The sequence below is a fragment of the Streptomyces sp. NPDC048411 genome (genome assembly GCF_040704695.1).
Lineage (GTDB): Bacteria > Actinomycetota > Actinomycetes > Streptomycetales > Streptomycetaceae > Streptomyces.
This window is the reverse complement of record NZ_JBEZKL010000011.1, coordinates 43,048-64,253: the sequence shown is the minus strand read 5'-3', so window position 1 is coordinate 64,253 and position 21,206 is coordinate 43,048. Positions and strand designations below refer to the sequence as shown.

Genomic DNA, 21,206 nt, shown 5'->3' with positions numbered 1-21,206 from the left:
TCACTCGCCGGACGGGCGTGACGGCGCCCGACCGGCGCGTGCGGGTGCGCCCGGTGAGGCGCGCGGAGCCGTGTCCTACGACTTCACCCCCACCGGCACGCCCATGATTTCCCGGGCGTGCCGGGTCGGGGTCATGCCCAGGCGCCAGGCCTGCCAGCCGTCCTCCAGGTCGATCCCGCGGTTCAGGACCACGGTGAACGCCTCCGCAGAGTTCTCCAGCTTGCTGTCGCGGTTCGGGTGCCCGGCCCCGAGCAGGTCGGCGAGTTCCTGCTGGGCCACCACGGTGCCCACCTCCGTGCCGCCCGCCGACGCGTACGGCAGCAGAGTGCAGCGCAGGAAGCGGGCCCAGTCGGTGCCCCGCGTGTCGCCGTACGAGTCGAACAGCTCCACCGCCTCGTCGCACAGTGCGAGCGCCGGGGCCGCCCGGTTGTTTCCCGCGTCGATCAGGGCCAGTTCCAGACACGTCCACGCCTCGCCGTGGGCGACGCCGATGCGCCGGAAGTCGGCCCGGGCGTCGACCAGGAGCTGGCGGGCGAAACCGGAGTTGCGCAGATTGCCGGTCTGGGCGGCCCGCAGGTCGCGGGTGACCCGGCCCGAGTGGTGCCGGGCACACGCCAGCCCGTAGACGTCCCGCATCCGCGAGAACATCGTGCGCGACCGCTCAAGCTCCCGCACCGCCTGGTCGGTGTCGCCCGCCTCCTCCAGCGCCTGGCCCAGGTAGTACAGCGTCCACGCCTCACCGCGCGCGTCCTCATTGTCACGGTGGCGGGAGAGCGCCCGGCGCAACTCGTCGACCGCCGGGTCCGGGTCGCCGTCGAGCAGCCGGGCGCGAGCCAGCTGGGTCAGCGCCCACGCCTCGCCGCGCTCGTCACGGGTGCGGCCGTACAGGTCCAGGGCCGTACGCAGCGTCTCCTCGGCTCCGGGCACATCGCCCATCCGCAAGCGCACCTGCCCCAGCTGGAACTGCGTCCACGCCTCGCCGTGCAGCGACTCGCCCTCCCGGTGCAGGGTCAGCGCCGTGTCGAGGAGGGTCAGGGCCTCCGCCAGGTTCGCCCGGTCGCGCTCGACGGCGGCCAGGGCGTGCAGCGACCACGCCCGGTCCTCGGCCTGTCCGTCGGAGGCCTGCAGCGCGATCGCCTCGCGCAGCCGCGCCGACGCGTCGGTGAGGTTCCCCTGGTGGTGCAGGGTGATGCCGAGCGAGCAGAGCGCCAGCGCGGTGCCCGCGTCGTTCTGCGCCTCGCGGTAGAGACCGACGACCGAGGACAGCGTGGTGCGGGCCTGGTCCAGCTCGCCGAGCTGCCGGGCCGCGATGCCCGTACGCCACTGGACCGACCGTTCCAGCAGCCCCTTGTCGACGGCCTGCGTCAGCTCGCTGATCTCACCCAGGCGGTAGAGGTCGCCGCGCAGCAGGCAGTAGTCGCACAGTGCGCCCAGCAGGTCCAGCACGGCCCCCTGGTCGACGCCCTCCGCATGGCGCAGCGCGGAGGTGATGAAGCTCGACTCGTCGTCCAGCCAGTGCAGCGCCGCGTCGAGCGAACCGAACCCGTGCGAACCGAACTGCCCCGCCCGGGTGGACATCTTCCCGTCCACCATCCGGATCACCGCACCGGCGAGCTCCGCATAGTTGTGGATCAGCCGCTCCTGTGCGGCGGTACGGTCCGCCGCCTCCTCCTCGTCGCGCAGCCGGGCCAGGGCGAAACCGCGTACGAGATCGTGCAGCCGGTAGCGCGTACCCCGCACATGGTCGAGCAGCCCGGCCCGGGACAGCGCCGTCAGCAGTGACTGCGCCTCCTGTTCCTCGGCGGACAGCAGCGCCGCGGCCGCCGCCGCGCCCAGGCTGGCGCGCCCGGCCAGCGCGAGCCGGCGCAGCAGCCTTCGCGCCTGCTCGGACTGGTCGGTGTAGCGCAGCCACAGAGCCCGTTCGACGGGGGCGACGGGACCGTACGCGGCGAGTTCGCCGGCCAGCGCCGTGCGGGTACGCGGCCCGAGCGAGGAACCCGCGATCCGCAGCGCCAGGGGCAGCCCACCGCACAGTTCGGCGATCGCGTCCGTCGACTGAGAGTCGTACGGCCCCTGCTCCTCCTCCTGCGCCGACACGCGCAGCAGCTCCTCCGCACCCGCCGCGTCCAGCGGGCCCACGGGCAGCTGGTGCACCCACGCCGGAATGTCGGCGGGCAGGTCGAGAGGGGCGCGGGCGGTGACGAGAACCAGGCTGTCGGAGCGCTCCGGTATGAGCGTGCGGACCTGCTCCGGATCGCCGGCGTCGTCGAGGACGATCGTCACGGGCGTACCGGTCAGATGCTGGTGGTAGAGCTCGCTGAGCCGTCGCACCTGCTGCTCGGCGGAGGACCTTCCCCGAGATCCCGACCCCGCTCGATCAGGGGAGACCCCGTCCCGGAACAGCAGCTGTTCACGCGGCGCGCCGAGCCGGTTCAGCAGGTGCAGCAGCGCGTCGCGGGTCGGCAGCGGGTTCTCGCCGGTGACATCGGAACGCAGATCCACCACGCACGCGCCCCGGAACTGGTCCTTGAGCTCGTGCGCAGCCCGCACCGCGAGTGTCGTGCGCCCGGACCCGGGCGTGCCGTGCAGGACGACGACGGTCGGCTTGGTCTCCGTCGACGCGCGGGCCGCATGCACCCACTGGGCGATCTGCGCCAGCTCGGCCCGGCGGCCGGCGAACGGGCCGTCGGGGGCGGGCAGATGCCCGAAGGACTGGTCGAGCAGCGACCTCCTGCGCGCCTCCGCGCTGCGGTTACCGCCGCGCAGCTGCGGCACGACGGCTGCGGCCTTCTTCTTCGGCGTACGGGACGACGCGCTCAGCATCCGCTGCTGGTCCAGAAACGGGCGGATGCCCCGTACCTCCAGAGCCGCGAGCCACTGCAGCCGCAGCTGTTCGGGCCCGCCGGGCTGGCCCGCCGCACCCGCGTGCCGGTGGGCGGCCGGCCAGTGCGAGGCGGTCACCTTGACGACGGTGGCCGCGGCGCCCGCGACGGCGACGACGGCGCCCGCGCCGAGCGCCGGCCCCGCCGCCGTACCGAACGCGAGATCGGCGCCGAACGCCGCGGCTGCGGCAACCCCCGTGACCAGCAGCGGAGTTCCCATCGCCGCCCTGCTGAACTGCTGCGACAGAGGTTTCTGCCCGGCCTCCATCGCGTCGAGCGCCTGGGTGTACGCGGCGTACTCTTCGGCCGCGCCCGCCGCCAGCGAGTCGAGCGCCGCCCGCCCGCGCGCCGTCAGCGCGCCGGCGTCGGCCCTGCCCCCCGAACGGCGTACTTCCTCCTCCACGGCGCGTACCAACAGCCGTTCGGCTTCAGCCCGGTGGCTGTCCCGCATGTCCGTCCCCCTCCGAGAGCTCTGTCCGGGACAAGTGTCCTGCGTGGGGCGGCTGAGCGCGAGAGAGCGTCGCGAGCGCTGGATGTCGGGTGCCATGGACCTCGGTGAGCGGCGCAAGGTGATTGCCTCGGTCTTCGAGTGCTTCGTGATCCGGCCGGGGGTGAAGGGGAACCGGGCCTGGGACTATTCACGTGCGGCGCCGGTCTGGAAGTGGGCGGACCGAGTGGCGTCATTCGATCCTGCGGCTTGAGGGCCGGGTCATGGGATGGAGCGGGTCTATTCAGGCAGGATGGAGGTATGCCGAACCGCCTGGCCCATCAGACGTCTCCGTACCTCCTTCAGCACGCCGACAATCCGGTCGACTGGTGGCCTTGGTCGCCCGAGGCCTTTGAGGAGGCCCGGGAGCGGGGTGTTCCGGTGCTGTTGAGCGTCGGTTACTCGAGTTGCCACTGGTGCCATGTTTTCGCGGTCGAGAGCTTCGAGGACGAAGCGACCGCGGCATACATGAACGCGCATTTCGTCCCGGTGAAGGTCGACCGCGAGGAGCGGCCCGACGTCGACGCCGTCTACATGGAGGCGGTGCAGGCGGCGACCGGCCAGGGCGGCTGGCCGATGACCGTCTTCCTGACCGCCGACGGCGAACCCTTCTACTTCGGCACGTACTTCCCGCCCGAGCCCCGTCACGGTATGCCGTCCTTCCGGCAGATCCTCGAAGGCGTCGTGGCCGCCTGGACCGAACGCCCGGACGAGGTCGCCGAGGTCGCCGGGCGCATCGTGCACGACCTGGCAGGCCGCTCGCTGGCGCACGGCGGGGAGGGGCTGCCCGGCGAGCAGGAGCTCTCGCAGGCGCTGCTCGGGCTGACCAGGGATTACGACGAGAAGTACGCGGGCTTCGGCGGCGCCCCGAAGTTCCCGCCGTCCATGACGATCGAGTTCCTGCTGCGCCACCACGCCCGCACCGGCGCCGAGGGCGCCCTCCAGATGGCCGCCGACACCTGTGAGGCGATGGCCAGGGGCGGGATGTACGACCAGCTCGCCGGTGGCTTCGCCCGCTATTCGGTGGACCGGGAATGGGTCGTACCGCACTTCGAGAAGATGCTCTATGACAATGCGCTGCTCTGCCGGGTGTACGCCCATCTGTGGCGGGCGACGGGCTCCGAGCTGGCCCGCCGCGTCGCGCTGGAGACCGCCGACTTCATGGTGCGCGAACTACGGACCGCGGAGGGCGGGTTCGCCTCCGCGCTCGACGCGGACAGCGAGGACAGCGACGGAAAGCACGTCGAGGGCGCGTTCTATGTGTGGACGCCCGCGCAGCTGCGCGAGGCGCTGGGAGAGCAGGACGCCACGTTCGCCGCGGAGTACTTCGGGGTAACCGAGGCGGGCACCTTCGAGGAGGGCAAGTCCGTGCTCCAACTGCCGCGCACCGACGACGCGGTGGACCCGGACCGGGCCGCCGATGTGCGGGCCCGGCTGCTCGAGGCGCGCGAGGAGCGGGCGCGTCCCGGACGGGACGACAAGGTGGTGGCTGCCTGGAACGGTCTGGCGATCGCCGCGCTCGCCGAGACCGGGGCGTACTTCGACCGGCCCGACCTGATCGAACGCGCCACCGAGGCGGCTGACCTGCTGGTCCGGGTCCACATGGGCGACGTCGCCCGGCTGTCCCGGACGTCCAAGGACGGCCGGGCGGGTGACAACGCCGGGGTCCTGGAGGACTACGGCGATGTCGCGGAGGGTTTCCTCGCGCTGGCCGCCGTCACCGGCGAGGGCGTCTGGCTGGAGTTCGCCGGCTTCCTGCTCGACATCGTGCTGCAGCACTTCACCGGCGAGGGCGGGCAGCTGTACGACACGGCGGACGACGCCGAACAGCTGATCCGCCGCCCGCAGGACCCCACCGACAGCGCGACTCCGGCGGGCTGGACCGCGGCGGCCGGAGCACTGCTCTCGTACGCCGCGCACACCGGATCCGAGGCCCATCGGGCTGCTGCGGAAGGCGCGCTGGGGGTGGTGAAGGCGCTCGGGCCACGGGTTCCGCGGTTCATCGGGTGGGGTCTCGCGGTTGCCGAGGCGCTGCTCGACGGCCCGCGCGAGGTGGCGGTCGCGGGGCCGGTCGGCGGCGCACTGCACCGTACGGCACTGCTGGGACGGGCACCGGGCGCGGTGGTCGCGGCTGGCGACACGGGTGGCGCGGAGTTTCCGCTGCTGGTGGACCGGCCGATGGTCGGCGGGGCGCCGACGGCGTATGTGTGCAGGCACTTCGTCTGCGATGCGCCGACGACGGACCGAGACGAGCTGGCGCGGAGCCTCGGATCAAGCCCGTCCGACGACTGAGGACGGAGCCGTCCGGGGACTGAGGGCGAAGCCCCGGCTACAGCGTCAGCCCGCTTTCGAGCGTGTCCAGCGCCTGGTTGATCATCGCGATCAGGTCGCCCTCCTGACCGTGCTCACCCCAGTACAGCGTCACCTCGCGCAGCGCCCCCAGCACCGCCGCGATGAACACCCTGACCTCCAGGGCGTCGGGGCTGCGGCCGCTGCGGTCGGCGAGCGCCTGGGCGAGTACCTTCGCCGTGTCCGACATGGTCTCCGTCATCCGTGCCCGGATGGCGGAGACCTCCACCATCAGCCGGGTGCGCTGCCGCAGTTCCTCCTCCTCGCTAGCGAGGAACGCCGTCAGCGCCGTGGTAATGATGAACCGCAGCGACTCCAGCGGCGGTTCGTCGGCCGGCCGGTTGCGCAGCGCGGCCTCCATGATCGGGTCGTACTCGTCGGTGAGGACGATGTCCTCCTTGGTCGCGAAGTACCGGAAGACGGTGCTCGGCGACACCTCGGCCGCCTCCGCGATCTGCTCGATCGTCGTCGCGTCGTAGCCCTGCTCGGAGATCAGCCGATAGGTCGCCCGACGGATCGCGATCCTGGTCTTGAGCTTCTTCCGCTCGCGCAACCCCAGTGGGGGCTGCGTCCCGGGGGCGGAAACGGAAGGAGTACGAGAGGTGGCGGCCATGGTCGCCATTGTCAGGCATCGACGGGCGCCGGGGCCACGTCCGTCCGCTCCTGCGGCGGGGTGGGGAGGTTCGTCAGACACGTCCCGACCAGCAGCGCCGACACCAGGGCCGTGACAGCGATGACGAGCAGCACCACGTTCATGCCGTGGAGGTACGCCGCGTCCGCGGAGTCGGCCAGCCGCTGCGCGCCGAGCTTCGCCGCGACGACATGGGCGGCGACGACCGAGTCCCCGGCCGTGTCCGCGGCGGCGGCAGGTACGCCGGTGGTGTCGAGTCGGCCGCTGTACGCACCGGCGAGCAGGCTGCCCAGCAGCGCGATCCCGAGAGCGCTGCCCGTCTGGCGCACGGTCATCAGCAGCCCCGATCCGCTGCCCGCACGGTCCGCGGGCAGGGCGGCCAGCGCGGCGTCCATCGCGGGGACGACGGCGAAGCCGAAGCCGACCCCGGCGACGGAGAGCCACAGCGCCGTGAAGCCGTAACCGCTGTCGGCCGTCGTACGGCTGCCCAGGAGCGCGGCGAAGGCGAGCACGACCAGGCCCGCCGTCATCGTGGCGCGTGCTCCGAACCGCTGGGTGACGGGGGCGCCCGTCTTCGCGGCGACGATCAGCCCGCCCATCATCGGCAGCATCCGCACCCCCGTACCGAGGGCGTCGTGGCCCAGGACCGCCTGGAGGTAGCCGGGCAGGATGAACATCAGCCCCGACATCACGAACATCACCAGCGTCGCGGCGAGCGTGCTCAGGAGGAACGGCCGCTGCCGCAGCAGGGACATGTCGAGCATCGGGCGCCTGGCGCCGCGTTCCCGTACGACGAGCGCGGCGATCAGCACGACACCGGCGGTCAGCATGCCCAGTACCAGCGGGTCGCCCCAGCCGCGTCCGGGTGCCTCGATGATCGCGTAGATCAGGGCGCCGAGACCGGTCGCGGTCAGGGCGGTGGAGAGGGCGTCGACCTTCGGGGCGGCCGGGTCGCTGGTCTCCGGGAGCAGGAACACGCAGGCGGTGATCCCGATCGCCACCATCGGGATATTGATCAGGAAGATCGAGCCCCACCAGAAGTGGTCCAGCAGCCAGCCGCCGACGATCGGGCCGAGCGGCAGCCCGAGCGCCGAGGCGGCCGAGATGATGCCGACCGCCTTGACCCGGTCCCTGGGTTCGCCGAAGAGCGAGGGCACCACGGCGAGGGCGAGGGGCATCACGAGCGCGCCGCCGATGCCCATGACGCAGCGGGCGGTCACGACGGCGGGCACGGTGTCGGCCAGCGCGCCGACGAGTGAGCCGATCAGGAAGACGCCGAGGCCGGTGATGAGCATCCGGCGGCGGCCGAACCGGTCGCCGAGCAGTCCCGCCGGGAGCATCAGCGCGGCGAAGACAACGATGTATGCATCGGCCATCCACTGCTGTTCGCCGAGGGTGGCGCCGAGCTGTTCGGCCATGGTCGGCAGCGCCACGTTGAGGATCGTCATGTCGAATCCGAGCACGAGCAGACTCGCGACCAGCGCACCCAAGGCCCACCAGCGTCGATTCATGGCCCACTCCCCTGAGAGTCGAAGTCAAGTGACAGTAACTCTCAAAAGGTTATGGGTGTCAATGCGGTGAGCGGGTGACGGTGCCTCGGTATGAGAAAGGGCCGCGGCTCGGAAGCCGCGGCCCTGGAGGGGTGGGGGATGGGGGTTCGCTCAGGCGTGGTTGTACGCCACCAGTGAGATGCCGACGTAATGCACGATGAAGGCGGCCAGGGTCAGCGAGTGGAAGACCTCGTGGAAGCCGAACCATCGCGGTGACGGGTTGGGCCGCTTGATCCCGTAGATGACGCCGCCCGCGCTGTAGAGCAGGCCGCCGACGACGACCAGGACCAGGACCGCGATCCCGCCGGTGCGCATGAAATCGGGCAGGAAGAAGACCGCCGCCCATCCCATCGCCAGGTAGCAGGGGGTGTACAGCCAGCGGGGTGCGCCGACCCAGAGCACCCGGAAGGCGATGCCGGCCGCAGCTGCCGCCCAGACTGCCCACAGCAGCGGACGCCCGGTCGACTCCGGGAGCAGCAGCAGGGTCAGCGGCGTGTACGTGCCCGCGATGATCAGGAAGATGTTGGCGTGGTCCAGCCGGCGCAGCACCGCCTCGCCGCGCGGACCCCACGTGCCGCGGTGGTAGACCGCGCTCACGCCGAAGAGCAGGCATGCGGTCGCGATGTAGATGCCGCAGGCGATCCGGCCGCGGATACTGTCCGTGAGTGCAATCAGAACAATCCCCGCGATCAGTACCGCGGGGAACATTCCGGCATGCAGCCAGCCGCGCATGCGTGGTTTCACCGGGTCCGGCGCCACCTCGGCCGGGCCCGGCTCGGCTGGTTCGACCTCGGCTGGTTCGGGCGCGGCGGCAGCAGTCATGACCGCATGCTACCTACGCAACCGTAGGTTGCGAATGCGAGTGGCGATGCTCACGTGGGCGCCCCTCTGGACATATGGGCGAATTGGCCGGATGATCAAATGAGTATCGTCGGCACCGGATGAGCGGCTACGAAGCATCCGGGTCGCAGCCCCCACGGGGCAACAGCCCAAAGACACCCTCAACAAGGAGCGATCGTGGCGCGCGACATCGCGGCTCCCCTCACTGTTCCCACCCGTCACCAGGAGCTCGCCTCCTGGGTGAACGAGATCGCAGCCATCACCGAGCCGGACCGCGTGGTCTGGTGCGACGGTTCCGAAGCCGAGTACGAGCGCCTGTGCGGGGAGCTCGTGGCCAAGGGCACGTTCACCAAGCTCGACGAGATCAAGCGCCCGAACTCGTACTACGCCGCTTCCGACCCGAGCGATGTCGCCCGCGTCGAGGACCGCACCTTCATCTGCTCCGAGGAGGAGGAGGACGCGGGCCCGACGAACCACTGGAAGGCCCCCGCCGAGATGCGGGAGATCTTCACCGGTGAGAAGGGTGTCTTCCGCGGCTCCATGCGCGGTCGCACGATGTACGTCGTTCCGTTCTGCATGGGCCCAGTCGGCTCCCCGCTCTCCGCGATCGGTGTCGAGATCACCGACTCCGCGTACGTCGCCGTCTCGATGCGCACCATGACGCGCATGGGCCAGGCCGTCCTCGACGAGCTCGGCACCGACGGCTTCTTCGTCAAGGCGGTCCACACGCTGGGTGCGCCCCTGGAGGAGGGCCAGGAGGACGTTCCGTGGCCGTGCAACTCCACCAAGTACATCTCGCACTTCCCCGAGGACCGCGAGATCTGGTCGTACGGCTCGGGCTACGGCGGCAACGCCCTGCTCGGCAAGAAGTGCTACGCGCTCCGCATCGCCTCGGTCATGGCCCGTGACGAGGGCTGGCTCGCCGAGCACATGCTGATCCTCAAGCTCACGCCGCCGCAGGGTGAGGCGAAGTACGTCGCCGCCGCGTTCCCGAGCGCCTGCGGCAAGACCAACCTCGCCATGCTGGAGCCCACGATCTCCGGCTGGACCGTCGAGACCATCGGCGACGACATCGCCTGGATGCGGTTCGGCGAGGACGGCCGTCTCTACGCGATCAACCCCGAGGCCGGATTCTTCGGAGTCGCGCCCGGCACCGGCGAGCACACCAACGCCAACGCCATGAAGACCATGTGGGGCAACTCCGTCTTCACGAACGTCGCGCTCACCGACGACGGCGACGTGTGGTGGGAGGGCATGACCGAGGAGATCCCCGCGCACCTCACGGACTGGAAGGGCAACGACTGGACCCCCGAGTCCGGCACGCCCGCCGCCCACCCCAACGCCCGCTTCACCGTCCCGGCCGGCCAGTGCCCGATCATCGCGCCCGAGTGGGAGGACCCGAAGGGTGTGCCGATCTCGGCCATCCTCTTCGGTGGCCGCCGCGCCTCGGCCGTGCCGCTGGTCACCGAGTCCTTCGACTGGCAGCACGGTGTCTTCCTCGGTGCCAACGTGGCCTCCGAGAAGACCGCCGCCGCCGAGGGCAAGGTCGGCGAGCTGCGCCGCGACCCGTTCGCCATGCTGCCGTTCTGCGGCTACAACATGGGCGACTACATGAACCACTGGGTCAAGGTCGGCGCCGACAAGGACCAGGCGAAGCTCCCGAAGATCTACTACGTGAACTGGTTCCGCAAGAACGACGCGGGCAAGTTCGTGTGGCCGGGCTTCGGCGAGAACAGCCGTGTTCTGAAGTGGATCGTCGAGCGCCTGGACGGCAAGGCCGAGGGTGTCGAGACGCCGATCGGCATCCTGCCCGCCAAGGGTGCCCTGGACACCGAGGGCCTGGACCTCTCCGAGTCCGACCTGGAGTTCCTGCTCACGGTCGACAAGGAGGTCTGGCGCGAGGAGGCGGCGTTGGTCCCCGAGCACCTCAACACCTTCGGTGACCACACGCCGAAGGAGCTGTGGGACGAGTACCGCGCGCTGGTCCAGCGCCTGGGCTGACGCCCCCGGGGCGGCGCCTTCGAGGCGTCGCCCTCCCGGGCGCACTCCTGAAGCGCGCCCCGCGATCCCCGCGGCCGGGCCTTTCGACATCCGCCCTGACCTGTGGGGTCAACAGTCCGCCGCGGAACGGCCCCCGGAATCCCCTTACGGTTCCGGGGGCCGCCCTTTCCCGCCCCTTTTATAGAGAACGTCCGCGCATCGCCGTAAGCGTGCGCACGAGACCTTCACATTGCCTCGATGATCCTTCACATGGCCTTCGGTCGAGCCGTCCGGAGGCCAACTGAGGCTGTGGGGGACTCCGCGCAGCAGGCGGGCGGCATTCCGCCGGGCGGGCCGGGCTCCCGGCCCGCCCGGCGAGGCTCAGAGCCTGTCGGGCGACCTCTGATCGGGCGGCCACGCCCTGGCACGCACGCTTCCGGCGTTGCCGAAATGCCCTGGTAGCTCCTTCCCCAAGCTCTCAACTTCGTTCGAGCAGGGGAGACCCCACCCAAGGCCATCCCGGCGCCTTGGAATCGCACGCACCATGCCGCGTCCGCTCTCCGATCGAAGGCCACCCGACAGGCTCTCAGTCGGACCGGCCCCGGTCCTCCAGGTACCGCGTGTGCGTCTGCTGCCGACGCGCCTCGGCCTCCCGCAACCCCGCGACCAGCGACTCCGCCTCCCGGTGCAGCAGCGACAGCTGCTGCTCGAGATGGCGCTCGGGCGGCTCGGTGCCCGGTGCGATCCGGGTCCACCAGCGTGTCCGCAGATACGTGTCGACGGACTCCGGGATGTCCTGGTGCACGGCGCGCGACAGGGCGTGAATGCCTTCCGGATCGATGGCGAGGGCCTCGGAGACCCAGCCGGGTGCGAGCAGCCCTGCCAGCAGCTCCGTCAGCTCGACGAGCCGCCCGGACGCGGCGGGCGGCAGCTCCACCTCGTCCAGATATGCCCGCAGGGTCACGAAGTCGGCCCGCAACGACTCCAGTTGGGACGACGGGTCGGGGAAGTCCGGGGCGGGAGGCCGCTCCGGCGGGGCGATCAGCGCACCCGCGCCGTACAGCCCGACGATCACCACCGGCCAGTACGCGCCCGCGAGCCCGGTGAAGGTGAGGACGAGCCCGACGATCCCGCAGGCGCTTCCGGTGAGGTTCTTGCGCGACTCGATGTACGCCAGGAACCGGCCCGGCGCTCTACTGGTAGCCACGGATCTCCTCGAAGGCACCGTCCAGGGAGCCCGGCCCCTGATCCTTCGTCGCGTCGAAGAGCCGGCCGCCGGTCAGGGAGGCGATCGCGTCCAGCTCCGCACGGTCCGAGTCGCCGAAGACGACCGGGAAGACGGGGGTGACGCGACGCGCGGCCGGGAGCGAACGGTAGAAGCCGGCGAAGTCGTCGGCCGAGTCGCCCGTCGTGTTCTCGCCATCCGTCATCAGGACGATCGAGGTGAATGCGGACTCGGTGTCCGGACCCAGCCGGTCGTAGGCGGACTCCAGGCTCGAAAAGATCGCCGTCTCGCCGCTCGCGGTCAGGGCGGCGGTGTCCGCCTTGATCGCCGCAAGCCCCGCCTGTGGATCGGCGGGATCGACCGTATGCGTGCGCGCCCGCTTCACCGACGACCCGAACGGCAGCAGCGTGACCTCCTCACGCTCCCGGAAGCCTCCGATCAGCCCGGTCAGCGCCGCCTTCAGCCTCCGCAGCCGCTCGCCCTTCATCGACCCGGACGTGTCCAGGACGTACACGGTGCGCGAGGGCCGCCGGAGCTTGTTCTCGTATTGGTCGAGCAGCCCGTCCGCGACGGATCGCGAGCCGGGGAAGGGCAGTTCACGGCGCGCCTCGGCGGCCAGCGGCGCCGCGGGCCGTACGGAAGCGACGACCGGGCGGCGGAACGTCTCCCGGGTCAGCTGCCGCTGCACGGCGGGGGAGCGGAGGTACGAGGTCAGGGCGCGCACCGAGTCCTTCGCGTCCGGCGAGGCGGCGGAGAGCAGGCTCAGCGGGTAGTCGGCCGTCACCACACCGTCGCGCGGGCGGATCACCGTCAGCCCGGTGTGACTGTCCCGGTTGAGGGAGAGCAGCACGGACTCGTAGTTGATCAGCGCGTCGACCGTGCCCCGCCGGGCGTACGCGGTGGCCAGCCAGCCGGACGAGCCGGAGGTCAGCCGCTGCCCGCCGAAGAACTCCGCCATCGTCCCGCTCGCCTTGCGGACATCGGCGTCGGTCAGTGCGGACTGGGCGCCCGACAGCGCCGAAGCGACCGAAACCAAGCCGGCGAAACCGGAGTTGGAGCGCGCCGGATCCGTCATCCCGTACGTCAGCTCCCCGTCGGCCACCGCCCGGTGCACCTGCGACCAGGTGACGCGCGACGGGTCCCAGCCCAGCCGCTTCACCACCGTCGGCTTGACGCCGAGGGCGACCGGCGACGTCATCAGCGGTGTCTCGGAAGTGATCCGCTTCGCCGCCTCCGGGTGGAGCCGCAGATAGTCGTCGGACGACAGCCACACCGCGTCGTACGCCCCGTCCGCCTTCCCGGAGCCGAGCTGCTGGACGGCGTCGAGCGTCCCGGTCCAGGTGGGCCGCACCGTGATTCCAGTCGCCTGCCGCGCCTGCTCCAACAGCGGCTTCATGTCGGCGAGTTCACTGGACGCCAGCACGCGCAGCGTTCCGGCCCGCGGAGCGCCGCCGTCCTTCTTCCCGGACGCCGCGGAGTCGTCCGCCGCCGAACACGCGGCGATCGGCGCGAGCGCCGCGGCGGCCAGCAGTGCGGCGAGCGTGCGCGACACCCGACGGCGCGGTCTTCTGAGCCGGCCCGTCATCCGAGACCGCCGCCCTCAAGGGCCCCCGCGGATCGGCTGCGCTCCAAGTGGGTGCCGGCCTGCTGGAGTTCGGCCGTCAACGACTCGACCGTCGCCGCCATGGACTCGGTCGCCTGCACCTTGTACGTGTCGATCGCGTCCAGCGTCCGGTAGATCTGCTGGAACGCCGTCCGCAGTGTCTCCGCGCCCACCGCCGGGTCGGCGGCGATCCGCTGGATCTCCCCGCTCTGCGTGGCGAGCATCTCCGCATTGCCGCGGATCAGATCCTCCGTCGTGGAGCGCAGCACCTGCACCTGCTCGGTCACCTTGCGCTGGCTCTCCAGCGCCGATGCCAGCATCACGGCGATCCGCAGCGCGGAGACGGTCGTGGTCGCGGCGCGGTCGACGCCCCTGATCAGCTCCTCGTTGTTGCGGCGTACGACATCCATCGCCAGGTACCCTTGCGCGCAGACCGCGAGCTGGGTCAGCAGATCCTGGTGCTTCTGACGCACGGGGAACAGCACATCGGCCCGCAGGGCGTCCGCCTGCACGGGGTCGGCGGCCTCCGTCGCCCGGATGCGCTGCTCGACGGCGCCGTCCAGGGCCTCGGTGAGGACCACGTACTCCTGGAGCTTGCCCATCGTCTCCCAGAGCCGGGTGCGCTCGGTGTGCAGGGCGGCGTTGTCGCGGCGCAGTTCGTCCTGGCCGCCGCGGAGCGAGCCCACGATCCTGTTGAGGGTGGACTGCGCGGAGGCGTACTTCGCGACATGATCGCGCAGCCTGTTGCCGCCGGGCAGCTTCGCCAGCAGCCGGCGGGCGCCGCGGGCGGGGGAGTCGCGCGGGTCGAGGTCCTCGACGGTGCGGCGCAGCTCGACGAGCGAGGCACCGACCCTCGACTGGGCGTCCCCGTCCCCCGACCCGGCCGAGAGCTCACGGACCGTACGGTCCAGCATCCGGTTGGACTGCTGGGCGGCGCTGCGGATGTCGCCCTGCCCGAGGGCGGCGATCTCCCCGATCCTGGTGGCGAACTCGGGCGAGCGGGCGTCGAGCCCGGCGAGGCTGCCGACGTACTCGGTGGCGCGTCGCGTCATCTCCGTGCGCACGGAGTCGTCGACCGGTACGAGACCCGCGGCCTGCTCGGTGCGGACAGGGGCGACGGGCTCGGGCGGGGTGAGGACGAGCGGCTGCGGCTCGGCTTCGGTCATGGGTGAGGTCTCCCGGAAGGCGTGTGTCATCAGCCGCGGGTCCGGCGGGCCATCGCGCGCATCACCGTCGCGGTGGGCACGGGCGCCTGGCGGATCCCGGTCAGCTGTTGGTCGATGTAGTCGGTGTGACCGGCGGTCGCGGCGGTGAACTCGGCCGCCGCGCCCTGGGGGCGGAAGCCGTGGCGCACGGCCAGCTTGCGCAACCCGGGGTCGGTGGAGAGCAGCTCGCCGAGCTGCCGGCCCGGGGCGGTCAGCGGTACGAGGGTGTGATCGCTGGAGACGGTGGTGTCCGGGTAGAGGACGACCAGGTCCCCGAGCTCCTGCTGCTGTTTCTGCAACAGCAGCGAGGCGACCTGCGACTCGTACACCAGGACCAGCGGATTGCCGACTCCGCTGATGAAGTCCCGGAACGGCGCGTCACTGCTGGTCTGCTGCGCACCCTGTACCTGGATCAGCTTCTTCAGCAGCGGCGCGGTGCGGTCGATCGCGGCGTCGTCGGCGGCCACCCGGCCGCCGTCGGCGACGTACGAGGCGGCGGCGAGGTAGAGCGCGCCGGAGTTGGATGCGACGGGATCGGTGCTCGCGATGAACAGCGTCCCGGTCAACTCGGCATGCTTGCCCGCGCCCTTGAGCTGCTGCCAGGTCCGGTCTGCCTCCGCGGCCTTCAGATATGGGGCCATGCGCAGCTTTCCGCTGGACTTGCCGTCCAGCGTCGCCAGCCCGTTGTCCGCCAGCACCTGCGCGGCGCCGCGGTGCGCGACGACGACGAGCGGCGAGTAGAAGGGCCTGAGCGGGCCGCCCTTGACAGGGAACTTGCGCTGCAGCTCATCGGCCGGAGCCTTCGAGCCGGGGAAGGCGAAGTCGTACCCCTTCAGTGGAAGTTGGTCCATGGCCCAGGACCCGGACGTCTCCGCCTTCACGGTGAACCCCTTGGCAGCGAGGGCCTTCACCACATCGGGATCGGCGAAGAACTCCGCCTTCTCCGACCCGATCACTCCACGCACGGTCTTCGTTGCCGTGCTCGTGTCCTTGCTGTCGCGGCCTGCTACGACGGCTACTGCCACTCCGCCGATCAGCAGCACCGCCAGGACGATTCCCACGATGCGTCTCACGGATGCAGACTGCTCGCGGAAACCCACATTCCGGGCGGAGTTGAGTGGACGGCAGGTGAAGTGCCTATCCCAGTACGCAACGGGAGCGCCCGATTCTCTCCGGCGACCCGAGGGGCCACCGCAGGAACGACGAGAAAACGCGCCTCGCGTCCGACGACCTGTCGGTGGCCGGTTGCGGGGCGTGGGAGTTGGCGGCGACGGGACCGGTGCTCGCGAACCACCCGTCGCAAGACATGGACTGCGCCGCAGGGCGCACGCACGTGCGCCGTGCCCGGACGACCCCGGGCACGGCACACTTCAGAGGGATCCCAACGAGGTCAGGACCGCGACCAGCTCTTCGAGAGCCCCTTGTCGGCCGCCCTGTTGATGGCCATGCTGTTCAGCAGCTGCTCCAACGGGCTCGCGCTGTTGGACTCCTGGCTACCGGTCGGCGGCTCGCCGACCACGAACGGCCCGGAGGGTACATCCGCGAACACGACTTGCTGCCAAGGCTTCTGGTCCCCGACAGCGGTGCTACCACAGTCGATGAGATTCATCATGGTGTTGGTGCACTGCAGCTCAAACACGTCTCCCGCTGTGGTGATCACCTTGAAGTTCACCTCCCCGTCCTGGGACGAAAGGGTGGCGGCGCAGACATTGGCGGGGTTGGGATAGCCGGGGTTTTGCGCCGGGTTGGTGAGGTCCTCGCGGACGTAGGCCCCCGACGTGGGGTTGTGCCGGTGACCCCCGAACGCCCTCCCGTTGATCAGGAAGACGCTGAATTCCTGAGTGTTGTTGGGGAGGAGGGAGTCGATGTCGGTGCCGCACCCGTTGGCTCCGGTGGCTCCTGTGGCGCCGGTGGATCCCGTGGCGCCGGTGGCTCCCGTGGCTCCTGTGGCTCCTGTGGCGCCGGTGGCTCCCGTGGGTCCGGTCGGGCCCGTGGCTCCGGTCCGTCCCGTGGCGCCGGTGGCTCCCGTGGCTCCGGTCCGTCCCGTGGCTCCCGTGGCTCCGGTCCGTCCCGTGGCGCCGGTGGCTCCCGTGGCGCCGGTCCGACCCGTGGCGCCGGTGGCTCCGCTGGGTCCGGTCGGTCCCGTAGGTCCGGTCGGTCCCGTGGCTCCCGTGTCGCCGGTCGGGCCCGTGGCTCCCGTGTCGCCGGTCGGGCCCGTGGCTCCCGTGGCGCCGGTGGCTCCCGTGGCGCCGCGCGGACCCGTCGGCCCGGTGGGTCCGGTGGGCCCGCGCTTACCCTTCTCCTTCTCCTTGCACTTGTCCCTGTCGTGCTTGTTCTTGTGGTGGTCGCAGCACTCGTCCCTGTCGTGCTTGTTCTTCTGCTTCTCGCACTTGTCACCGCCCATAAGCACAGGCCGGTTCATCCCGCCCGGAGAGAAGGCGCTCTGGGCGGCCGCCATCGCAGGGCTGGAGAAGCCCAGCACGACAAGGCTCAGCGTTGCCATCGCACCGCCGGCCAGCCACTTGCGACCTCGGGGCACCGGGCCCAGACGTGAGGGGGTCCTGTTCTCAGGACTCATGAATTTGCTCCTTGTGGAACCGAATGGAGTGGTCTCGAGAGGCACGCAGAGCCTCTGACGCAACATTCGGGTGCGTATGCAAGAAAGTGGGTGAGACACACCAGACGTTCAGGCGATCGGCAGAGTGAGGAAGGGGGCTGAAAGGTGATGGACCCCGAAGAGTTGGGCCACGCAGCCCAGTAGTGGTTTCAAACCCGAGTGTGTGTCGGTGTAGCCGACACACAGGCGGATGGATACGCTCTGCATGCTTCAGCAGCTCCCACTCGCCAAATCGAGGCTCGAATGTCCGTCAGAGATTTTCAAGGAAAGATGAATTTCTACACCAGGGCCAGAAAACGTGTGGTCAGGGTGGCGACGGTCGCACTCGCCGTGACCGCGACGTGTTCAGGGCTGACATGGGCGGCGGTCTCTTTGACGGAAGACAGCGTCGATGCGAAGCCGCCGGTCACGTGCTCATACAAACTCACCAATGGTGCAAAGTCTGTGGGAATTCCCACCTTCGACGCCTCCGCCGCAGCCCGGCCGTACACGGCAGAACTCGTGACCAATCGGGGAACCATCACCTTTGAGGCCTTGACCGACAAGGCGCCCTGCGCCACCAACTCCTTCTCCTTCCTGGCACGGAAGGGGTACTACGACGGCAGCAAGTGCCACCGTGTCACGACCCGAGGGATTTTCGTATTGGACTGCGGTGACCCCAAAGGGGAAGGCGCAGCAGATCCGGGCTATTTCTTCGATGACGAGAATCTGGACGGAGCCGAATATTCGGCCGGCACCGTGGCGATGTCCAAGGCGGCGCCCGGCAGGAATGGCAGTCAGTTCTTCATCAGTTATGCCGATCCTGATGTTCCCATGTCGTCCGAGTGGACTCCCTTCGCGAAAGTCGTGAGCGGATTGGACGTACTGAAGGCGATCGCCAGGAACGGGACGCAGGACGGATCCTCCGACGGAAAGCCGAAGAAGGCCGTCATCATCAAGTCGGTAACGGTGCGGCAGGCATCGGTCAATGCCTCTCGCGTGAAGCGCGGGTGACTCCACCACGCCCCAGGTGTGCCGCTGTTCGGAGTATTCCGCGCGCGCACATGGTGGCTCAGAGCCAAGCCGTGAAGGCTGCTGGCGTCTTGAGGTCCTCAGGGTCAGCTTTCCGGAAGGAATAAGTCATGCATGCCCCACCCACTGACAGTGCCACGCTTCCGGCGCAACAGAAATCAACTGTGGATGAAGGGCCGGTAGCCGGACCGTCTCGCGGGAGCCGCTCCGGCATCCCGTGGTGGATCTGGGCCCTGGCGGGAACGCTGTTCTTCACCTACGCGACGTTGTCCTTGCGTATCCATCAGCGCATGCTCTCCCACAGCTTCGACCTGGGAATCTTCGAGCAGATCGTCCGGTCCTACGCGCATGGGCACCTGCCCGTCTCCGAAGTCAAGGGACCGGACTTTCCCATCCTGGGGGACCACTTCTCTCCCATTCTGGCCCTGGTGGCACCTGTCTACCGGCTGTGGCCTTCGGCGATGGCCCTGCTCGTGGTGCAGGCGGCGCTGATCGCCGCGAGTGTTCTGCCCCTGACTCTCTGGGCGCGCCGAACACTGGGATCCCCTGCCGCCGCGGTCATCGGGGCCTGCTACGGCCTCTCCTGGGGTCTCGCGAGCGGCGTCGGCTCCGACTTCCATGAATGGGCCTTCGCCGTTCCTCTCCTCGCGTACTCACTCACCGCTCTCGCGACGGGCCGGATGCGTGCCGCGGTCTACTGGGCCCTGCCCCTGCTGCTGGTGAAGGAGGACCTCGGGCTCACCGTGGTCGTGATCGGCCTCGTCGTCGCCCGGCGTGGCGACCGCAGGCTCGGGATCATCACCGCCGCGGTCGGTCTGGCCGGGGCGCTGCTGGCGACGATGGTCATCCTGCCGGCCTTCAGTCCGAGCGGGTCCTACGACTACTGGCACTGGCTGGATGGCTCGGAAGGCAGTGGGGGTGGGCTGACGGATCTGCTGTACAAGAGCACGATCGGTCTCATCACCCCCGAGGCCAAGATCTCGACGCTCCTGCTCGTGCTGGCCCCGACCTTGTTCCTGGCCCTGCGGTCCCCGTTGATGTGGATCGCAGTGCCGACCCTGTTGTGGCGGGCTGCCTCAGAGCTCAGCACCCACTGGGGCACCGCCTACCACTATTCGCTCGTGCTGATGCCGATCGTCTTCGCGGCCTTCATCGACGCCTTGGTCCGGCGGAACCCGAGCAGGAGCAGCCTGCGTCGATACCTCGCCGGCTGCGCTGCGATCACACTCCTGATCCTTCCGCAGTATCCGTTCTGGCAGCTGGTCCAGCCGGCCACCTGGCGGGACGATCCCCGCATCGCTGTCGCCCACCGTCTGATGGACCGGATCCCTGACGGCGCCACGGTCCAGGCATCCAACCTTCTCGTGCCCCAGCTCACGAACCGTACGAGCGCCAGCCTCTACGGCTGGCCCGACAGCCGCCCCAATCCTCAGTGGATCATGGTGGACACCTGGGTGCCGTTCAATCAGCGGTGGCCGCTGAACGTCCTTCAGGAAGAGCAGGCCCTGGGCATTGCCCGCGCACAGGGGTATCTCACCGTGGCCAAGGAACAGGGCTTCGTCCTGCTCAGGCGCCCGAGCTGACGTCGTGGCATCGGTCTTCTACCTCACCGAGTTGGAGGTGACCCGTGAAATCAACGGTCTGCCTGAACATGATCGTCAAGAACGAGGCCCCGGTCATCAGACGCTGCCTCGAGTCCGTGCGCCCTTTGATCGACAGGTGGGTCATCCTGGACACCGGCTCGACCGACGGCACCCAGGACGTCATCCGTGACGTCTTCAGTGATCTGCCCGGTGCCCTGCACGAAAGTCCCTGGAAGGGATACGACGGGAGCCGCAGCGAGGCGATCGACCTGGCGCGCGCCGAAGCGGACTATCTGTTGTTCATCGACGCCGATGACGAGATGGAGGTGGAGCCCGGCTTTCGCATGCCGGAGCTGACCCACGACGCCTACCAAGTCGCGCTGCACGACGGACCCATCACCCACTGGCGCCCCGCTCTGGTCTCAACCCGACTGCCCTGGCGCTACGTCGGCGTCCTGCACGAGTACATCGACTGCGGAACGCCGTACACCCTCGGGACGTTCAAAGGCGCCAACATCCTCTCGGTGGGGGGCGGCGCACGCCTGAGGGGAGAAGGGGTGCGGAAGAAGTACCTGCGCGACGCCAAGGTCCTTCAGCAAGGTCTGATCAAGGAACCCGACAACTCCCGCTACGTCTTCTACCTCGCCCAGAGCTGGCGCGATGCCGGAGAGCCGAAGAAGTCACTTGCCGCCTACGACCGCCGGGCGGGCATGGGCGGGTACGCCGAGGAAGTCTTCTGTGCCCACCTCTATGCCGCACGGCTCGCGGAAGAGCTCGGCCGTCCGGCCGCCGAGGTGATCAACCGCTACCTCCGCGCGCACGAAAGCCGTCCCTCGCGCGCCGAAGCCCTCGGTGAACTCGCACGCTACTGCCGCCTGAACGGCCCGCGCTGGCCACTTGCCCACATGTTCGCGCAGCAAGCGGCGCAGATCCCGTACCCGGAAGACATTCTGTTCGTCGAGTTCGAATGGTACGACTGGCGCGTACTCGACGAACTCGCCGTGGCCGCTTACTGGACCGGAAACTACGAGGAGTCGGAGCAATGCGGCCAACGCCTCCTCGAGGGCGGCAAGGTGCCGCCCTATGACCACGACCGCGTGACCGGCAACCTCGAATTCGCCCGGCAGAAGCTGGGCTCGAGGGAACTCGTGAACGCCTGACCGGGGGTCGGCGGGGCCGCGGTGGCCCGGCCGACCAGTCTTCGCGGCGCAGGCCGCTGCCCGCTCGGAACGGCCGGGCGCGG

General features: G+C 69.8%; 14 protein-coding genes. 5 read left to right on the top strand and 9 right to left on the bottom strand.

The window, feature by feature from the left end; all coding sequences use genetic code 11:
- Window positions 1–75 precede the first annotated feature (75 nt).
- Window positions 76–3,333 carry a tetratricopeptide repeat protein gene (locus tag AB0915_RS06805; protein WP_366690042.1) on the bottom strand — a complete coding sequence of 1,086 codons (3,258 nt, stop codon included), beginning with the start codon at window positions 3,331–3,333 and terminating at the stop codon, window positions 76–78.
- Between the two features lie 297 nt (window positions 3,334–3,630).
- Between AB0915_RS06805 and AB0915_RS06800 the strand changes: the two genes are divergently transcribed.
- A complete protein-coding gene (locus AB0915_RS06800; protein WP_366690041.1) occupies window positions 3,631–5,661 on the top strand; it encodes a thioredoxin domain-containing protein in 2,031 nt (676 codons plus the stop codon).
- 37 nt (window positions 5,662–5,698) lie between these two features.
- Here AB0915_RS06800 and AB0915_RS06795 read toward each other — a convergent pair whose 3' ends face one another.
- The 3 genes from AB0915_RS06795 to AB0915_RS06785 all read right to left on the bottom strand — a co-directional run bounded on the left by AB0915_RS06795 (window position 5,699) and on the right by AB0915_RS06785 (window position 8,721).
- Window positions 5,699–6,331 (bottom strand): TetR family transcriptional regulator, encoded by a 633-nt coding sequence (locus AB0915_RS06795; RefSeq protein WP_366690040.1) that lies wholly within the window; start codon window positions 6,329–6,331, stop codon window positions 5,699–5,701.
- An 11-nt stretch (window positions 6,332–6,342) separates the two neighbouring features.
- Window positions 6,343–7,860 (bottom strand): MFS transporter, encoded by a 1,518-nt coding sequence (locus AB0915_RS06790; RefSeq protein ID WP_366690039.1) that lies wholly within the window; start codon window positions 7,858–7,860, stop codon window positions 6,343–6,345.
- Between the two features lie 150 nt (window positions 7,861–8,010).
- Window positions 8,011–8,721, bottom strand: coding sequence for a hemolysin III family protein (locus AB0915_RS06785; protein WP_366690038.1), 711 nt, complete (start codon window positions 8,719–8,721; stop codon window positions 8,011–8,013).
- Between the two features lie 195 nt (window positions 8,722–8,916).
- Between AB0915_RS06785 and AB0915_RS06780 the strand changes: the two genes are divergently transcribed.
- On the top strand, window positions 8,917–10,740 hold the full coding sequence (locus tag AB0915_RS06780) for a phosphoenolpyruvate carboxykinase (GTP) (protein ID WP_366690037.1): 1,824 nt from the start codon (window positions 8,917–8,919) through the stop codon (window positions 10,738–10,740).
- A gap of 565 nt (window positions 10,741–11,305) precedes the next feature.
- On the opposite strand, the gene AB0915_RS06775 is transcribed toward AB0915_RS06780, so the two are convergent.
- The 5 genes from AB0915_RS06775 to AB0915_RS06755 form a co-directional block, all read right to left on the bottom strand.
- Window positions 11,306–11,926, bottom strand: a complete 621-nt coding sequence (locus tag AB0915_RS06775) for a hypothetical protein (protein ID WP_366690036.1) — start codon at window positions 11,924–11,926, stop codon at window positions 11,306–11,308.
- The gene (locus AB0915_RS06770; RefSeq protein WP_366690035.1) at window positions 11,913–13,529 is read right to left on the bottom strand and encodes a substrate-binding and VWA domain-containing protein; all 1,617 of its coding nucleotides are present in this window, start codon (window positions 13,527–13,529) and stop codon (window positions 11,913–11,915) included. The genes AB0915_RS06775 and AB0915_RS06770 overlap by 14 nt, the downstream gene beginning before the upstream one ends.
- The gene (locus AB0915_RS06765; protein ID WP_366690034.1) at window positions 13,526–14,713 is read right to left on the bottom strand and encodes a toxic anion resistance protein; all 1,188 of its coding nucleotides are present in this window, start codon (window positions 14,711–14,713) and stop codon (window positions 13,526–13,528) included. Before AB0915_RS06765 ends, AB0915_RS06770 begins: the two co-directional genes overlap by 4 nt.
- A gap of 29 nt (window positions 14,714–14,742) precedes the next feature.
- On the bottom strand, window positions 14,743–15,852 hold the full coding sequence (locus tag AB0915_RS06760; RefSeq protein ID WP_366690033.1) for a hypothetical protein: 1,110 nt from the start codon (window positions 15,850–15,852) through the stop codon (window positions 14,743–14,745).
- A gap of 290 nt (window positions 15,853–16,142) precedes the next feature.
- Entirely contained in the window at window positions 16,143–17,330 is a 1,188-nt protein-coding gene (locus AB0915_RS06755) for a hypothetical protein (RefSeq protein ID WP_366690032.1), read from the bottom strand.
- 309 nt (window positions 17,331–17,639) lie between these two features.
- Between AB0915_RS06755 and AB0915_RS06750 the strand changes: the two genes are divergently transcribed.
- From AB0915_RS06750 to AB0915_RS06740, 3 genes are all read left to right on the top strand, one after another.
- The gene (locus AB0915_RS06750; protein WP_366690031.1) at window positions 17,640–18,362 is read left to right on the top strand and encodes a peptidylprolyl isomerase; all 723 of its coding nucleotides are present in this window, start codon (window positions 17,640–17,642) and stop codon (window positions 18,360–18,362) included.
- Window positions 18,363–18,670: 308 nt separating this feature from the next.
- Entirely contained in the window at window positions 18,671–19,963 is a 1,293-nt protein-coding gene (locus AB0915_RS06745; RefSeq protein WP_366690030.1) for a DUF2079 domain-containing protein, read from the top strand.
- Window positions 19,964–20,007: 44 nt separating this feature from the next.
- The gene (locus AB0915_RS06740) at window positions 20,008–21,123 is read left to right on the top strand and encodes a glycosyltransferase (RefSeq protein ID WP_366690029.1); all 1,116 of its coding nucleotides are present in this window, start codon (window positions 20,008–20,010) and stop codon (window positions 21,121–21,123) included.
- Window positions 21,124–21,206 lie beyond the last annotated feature (83 nt).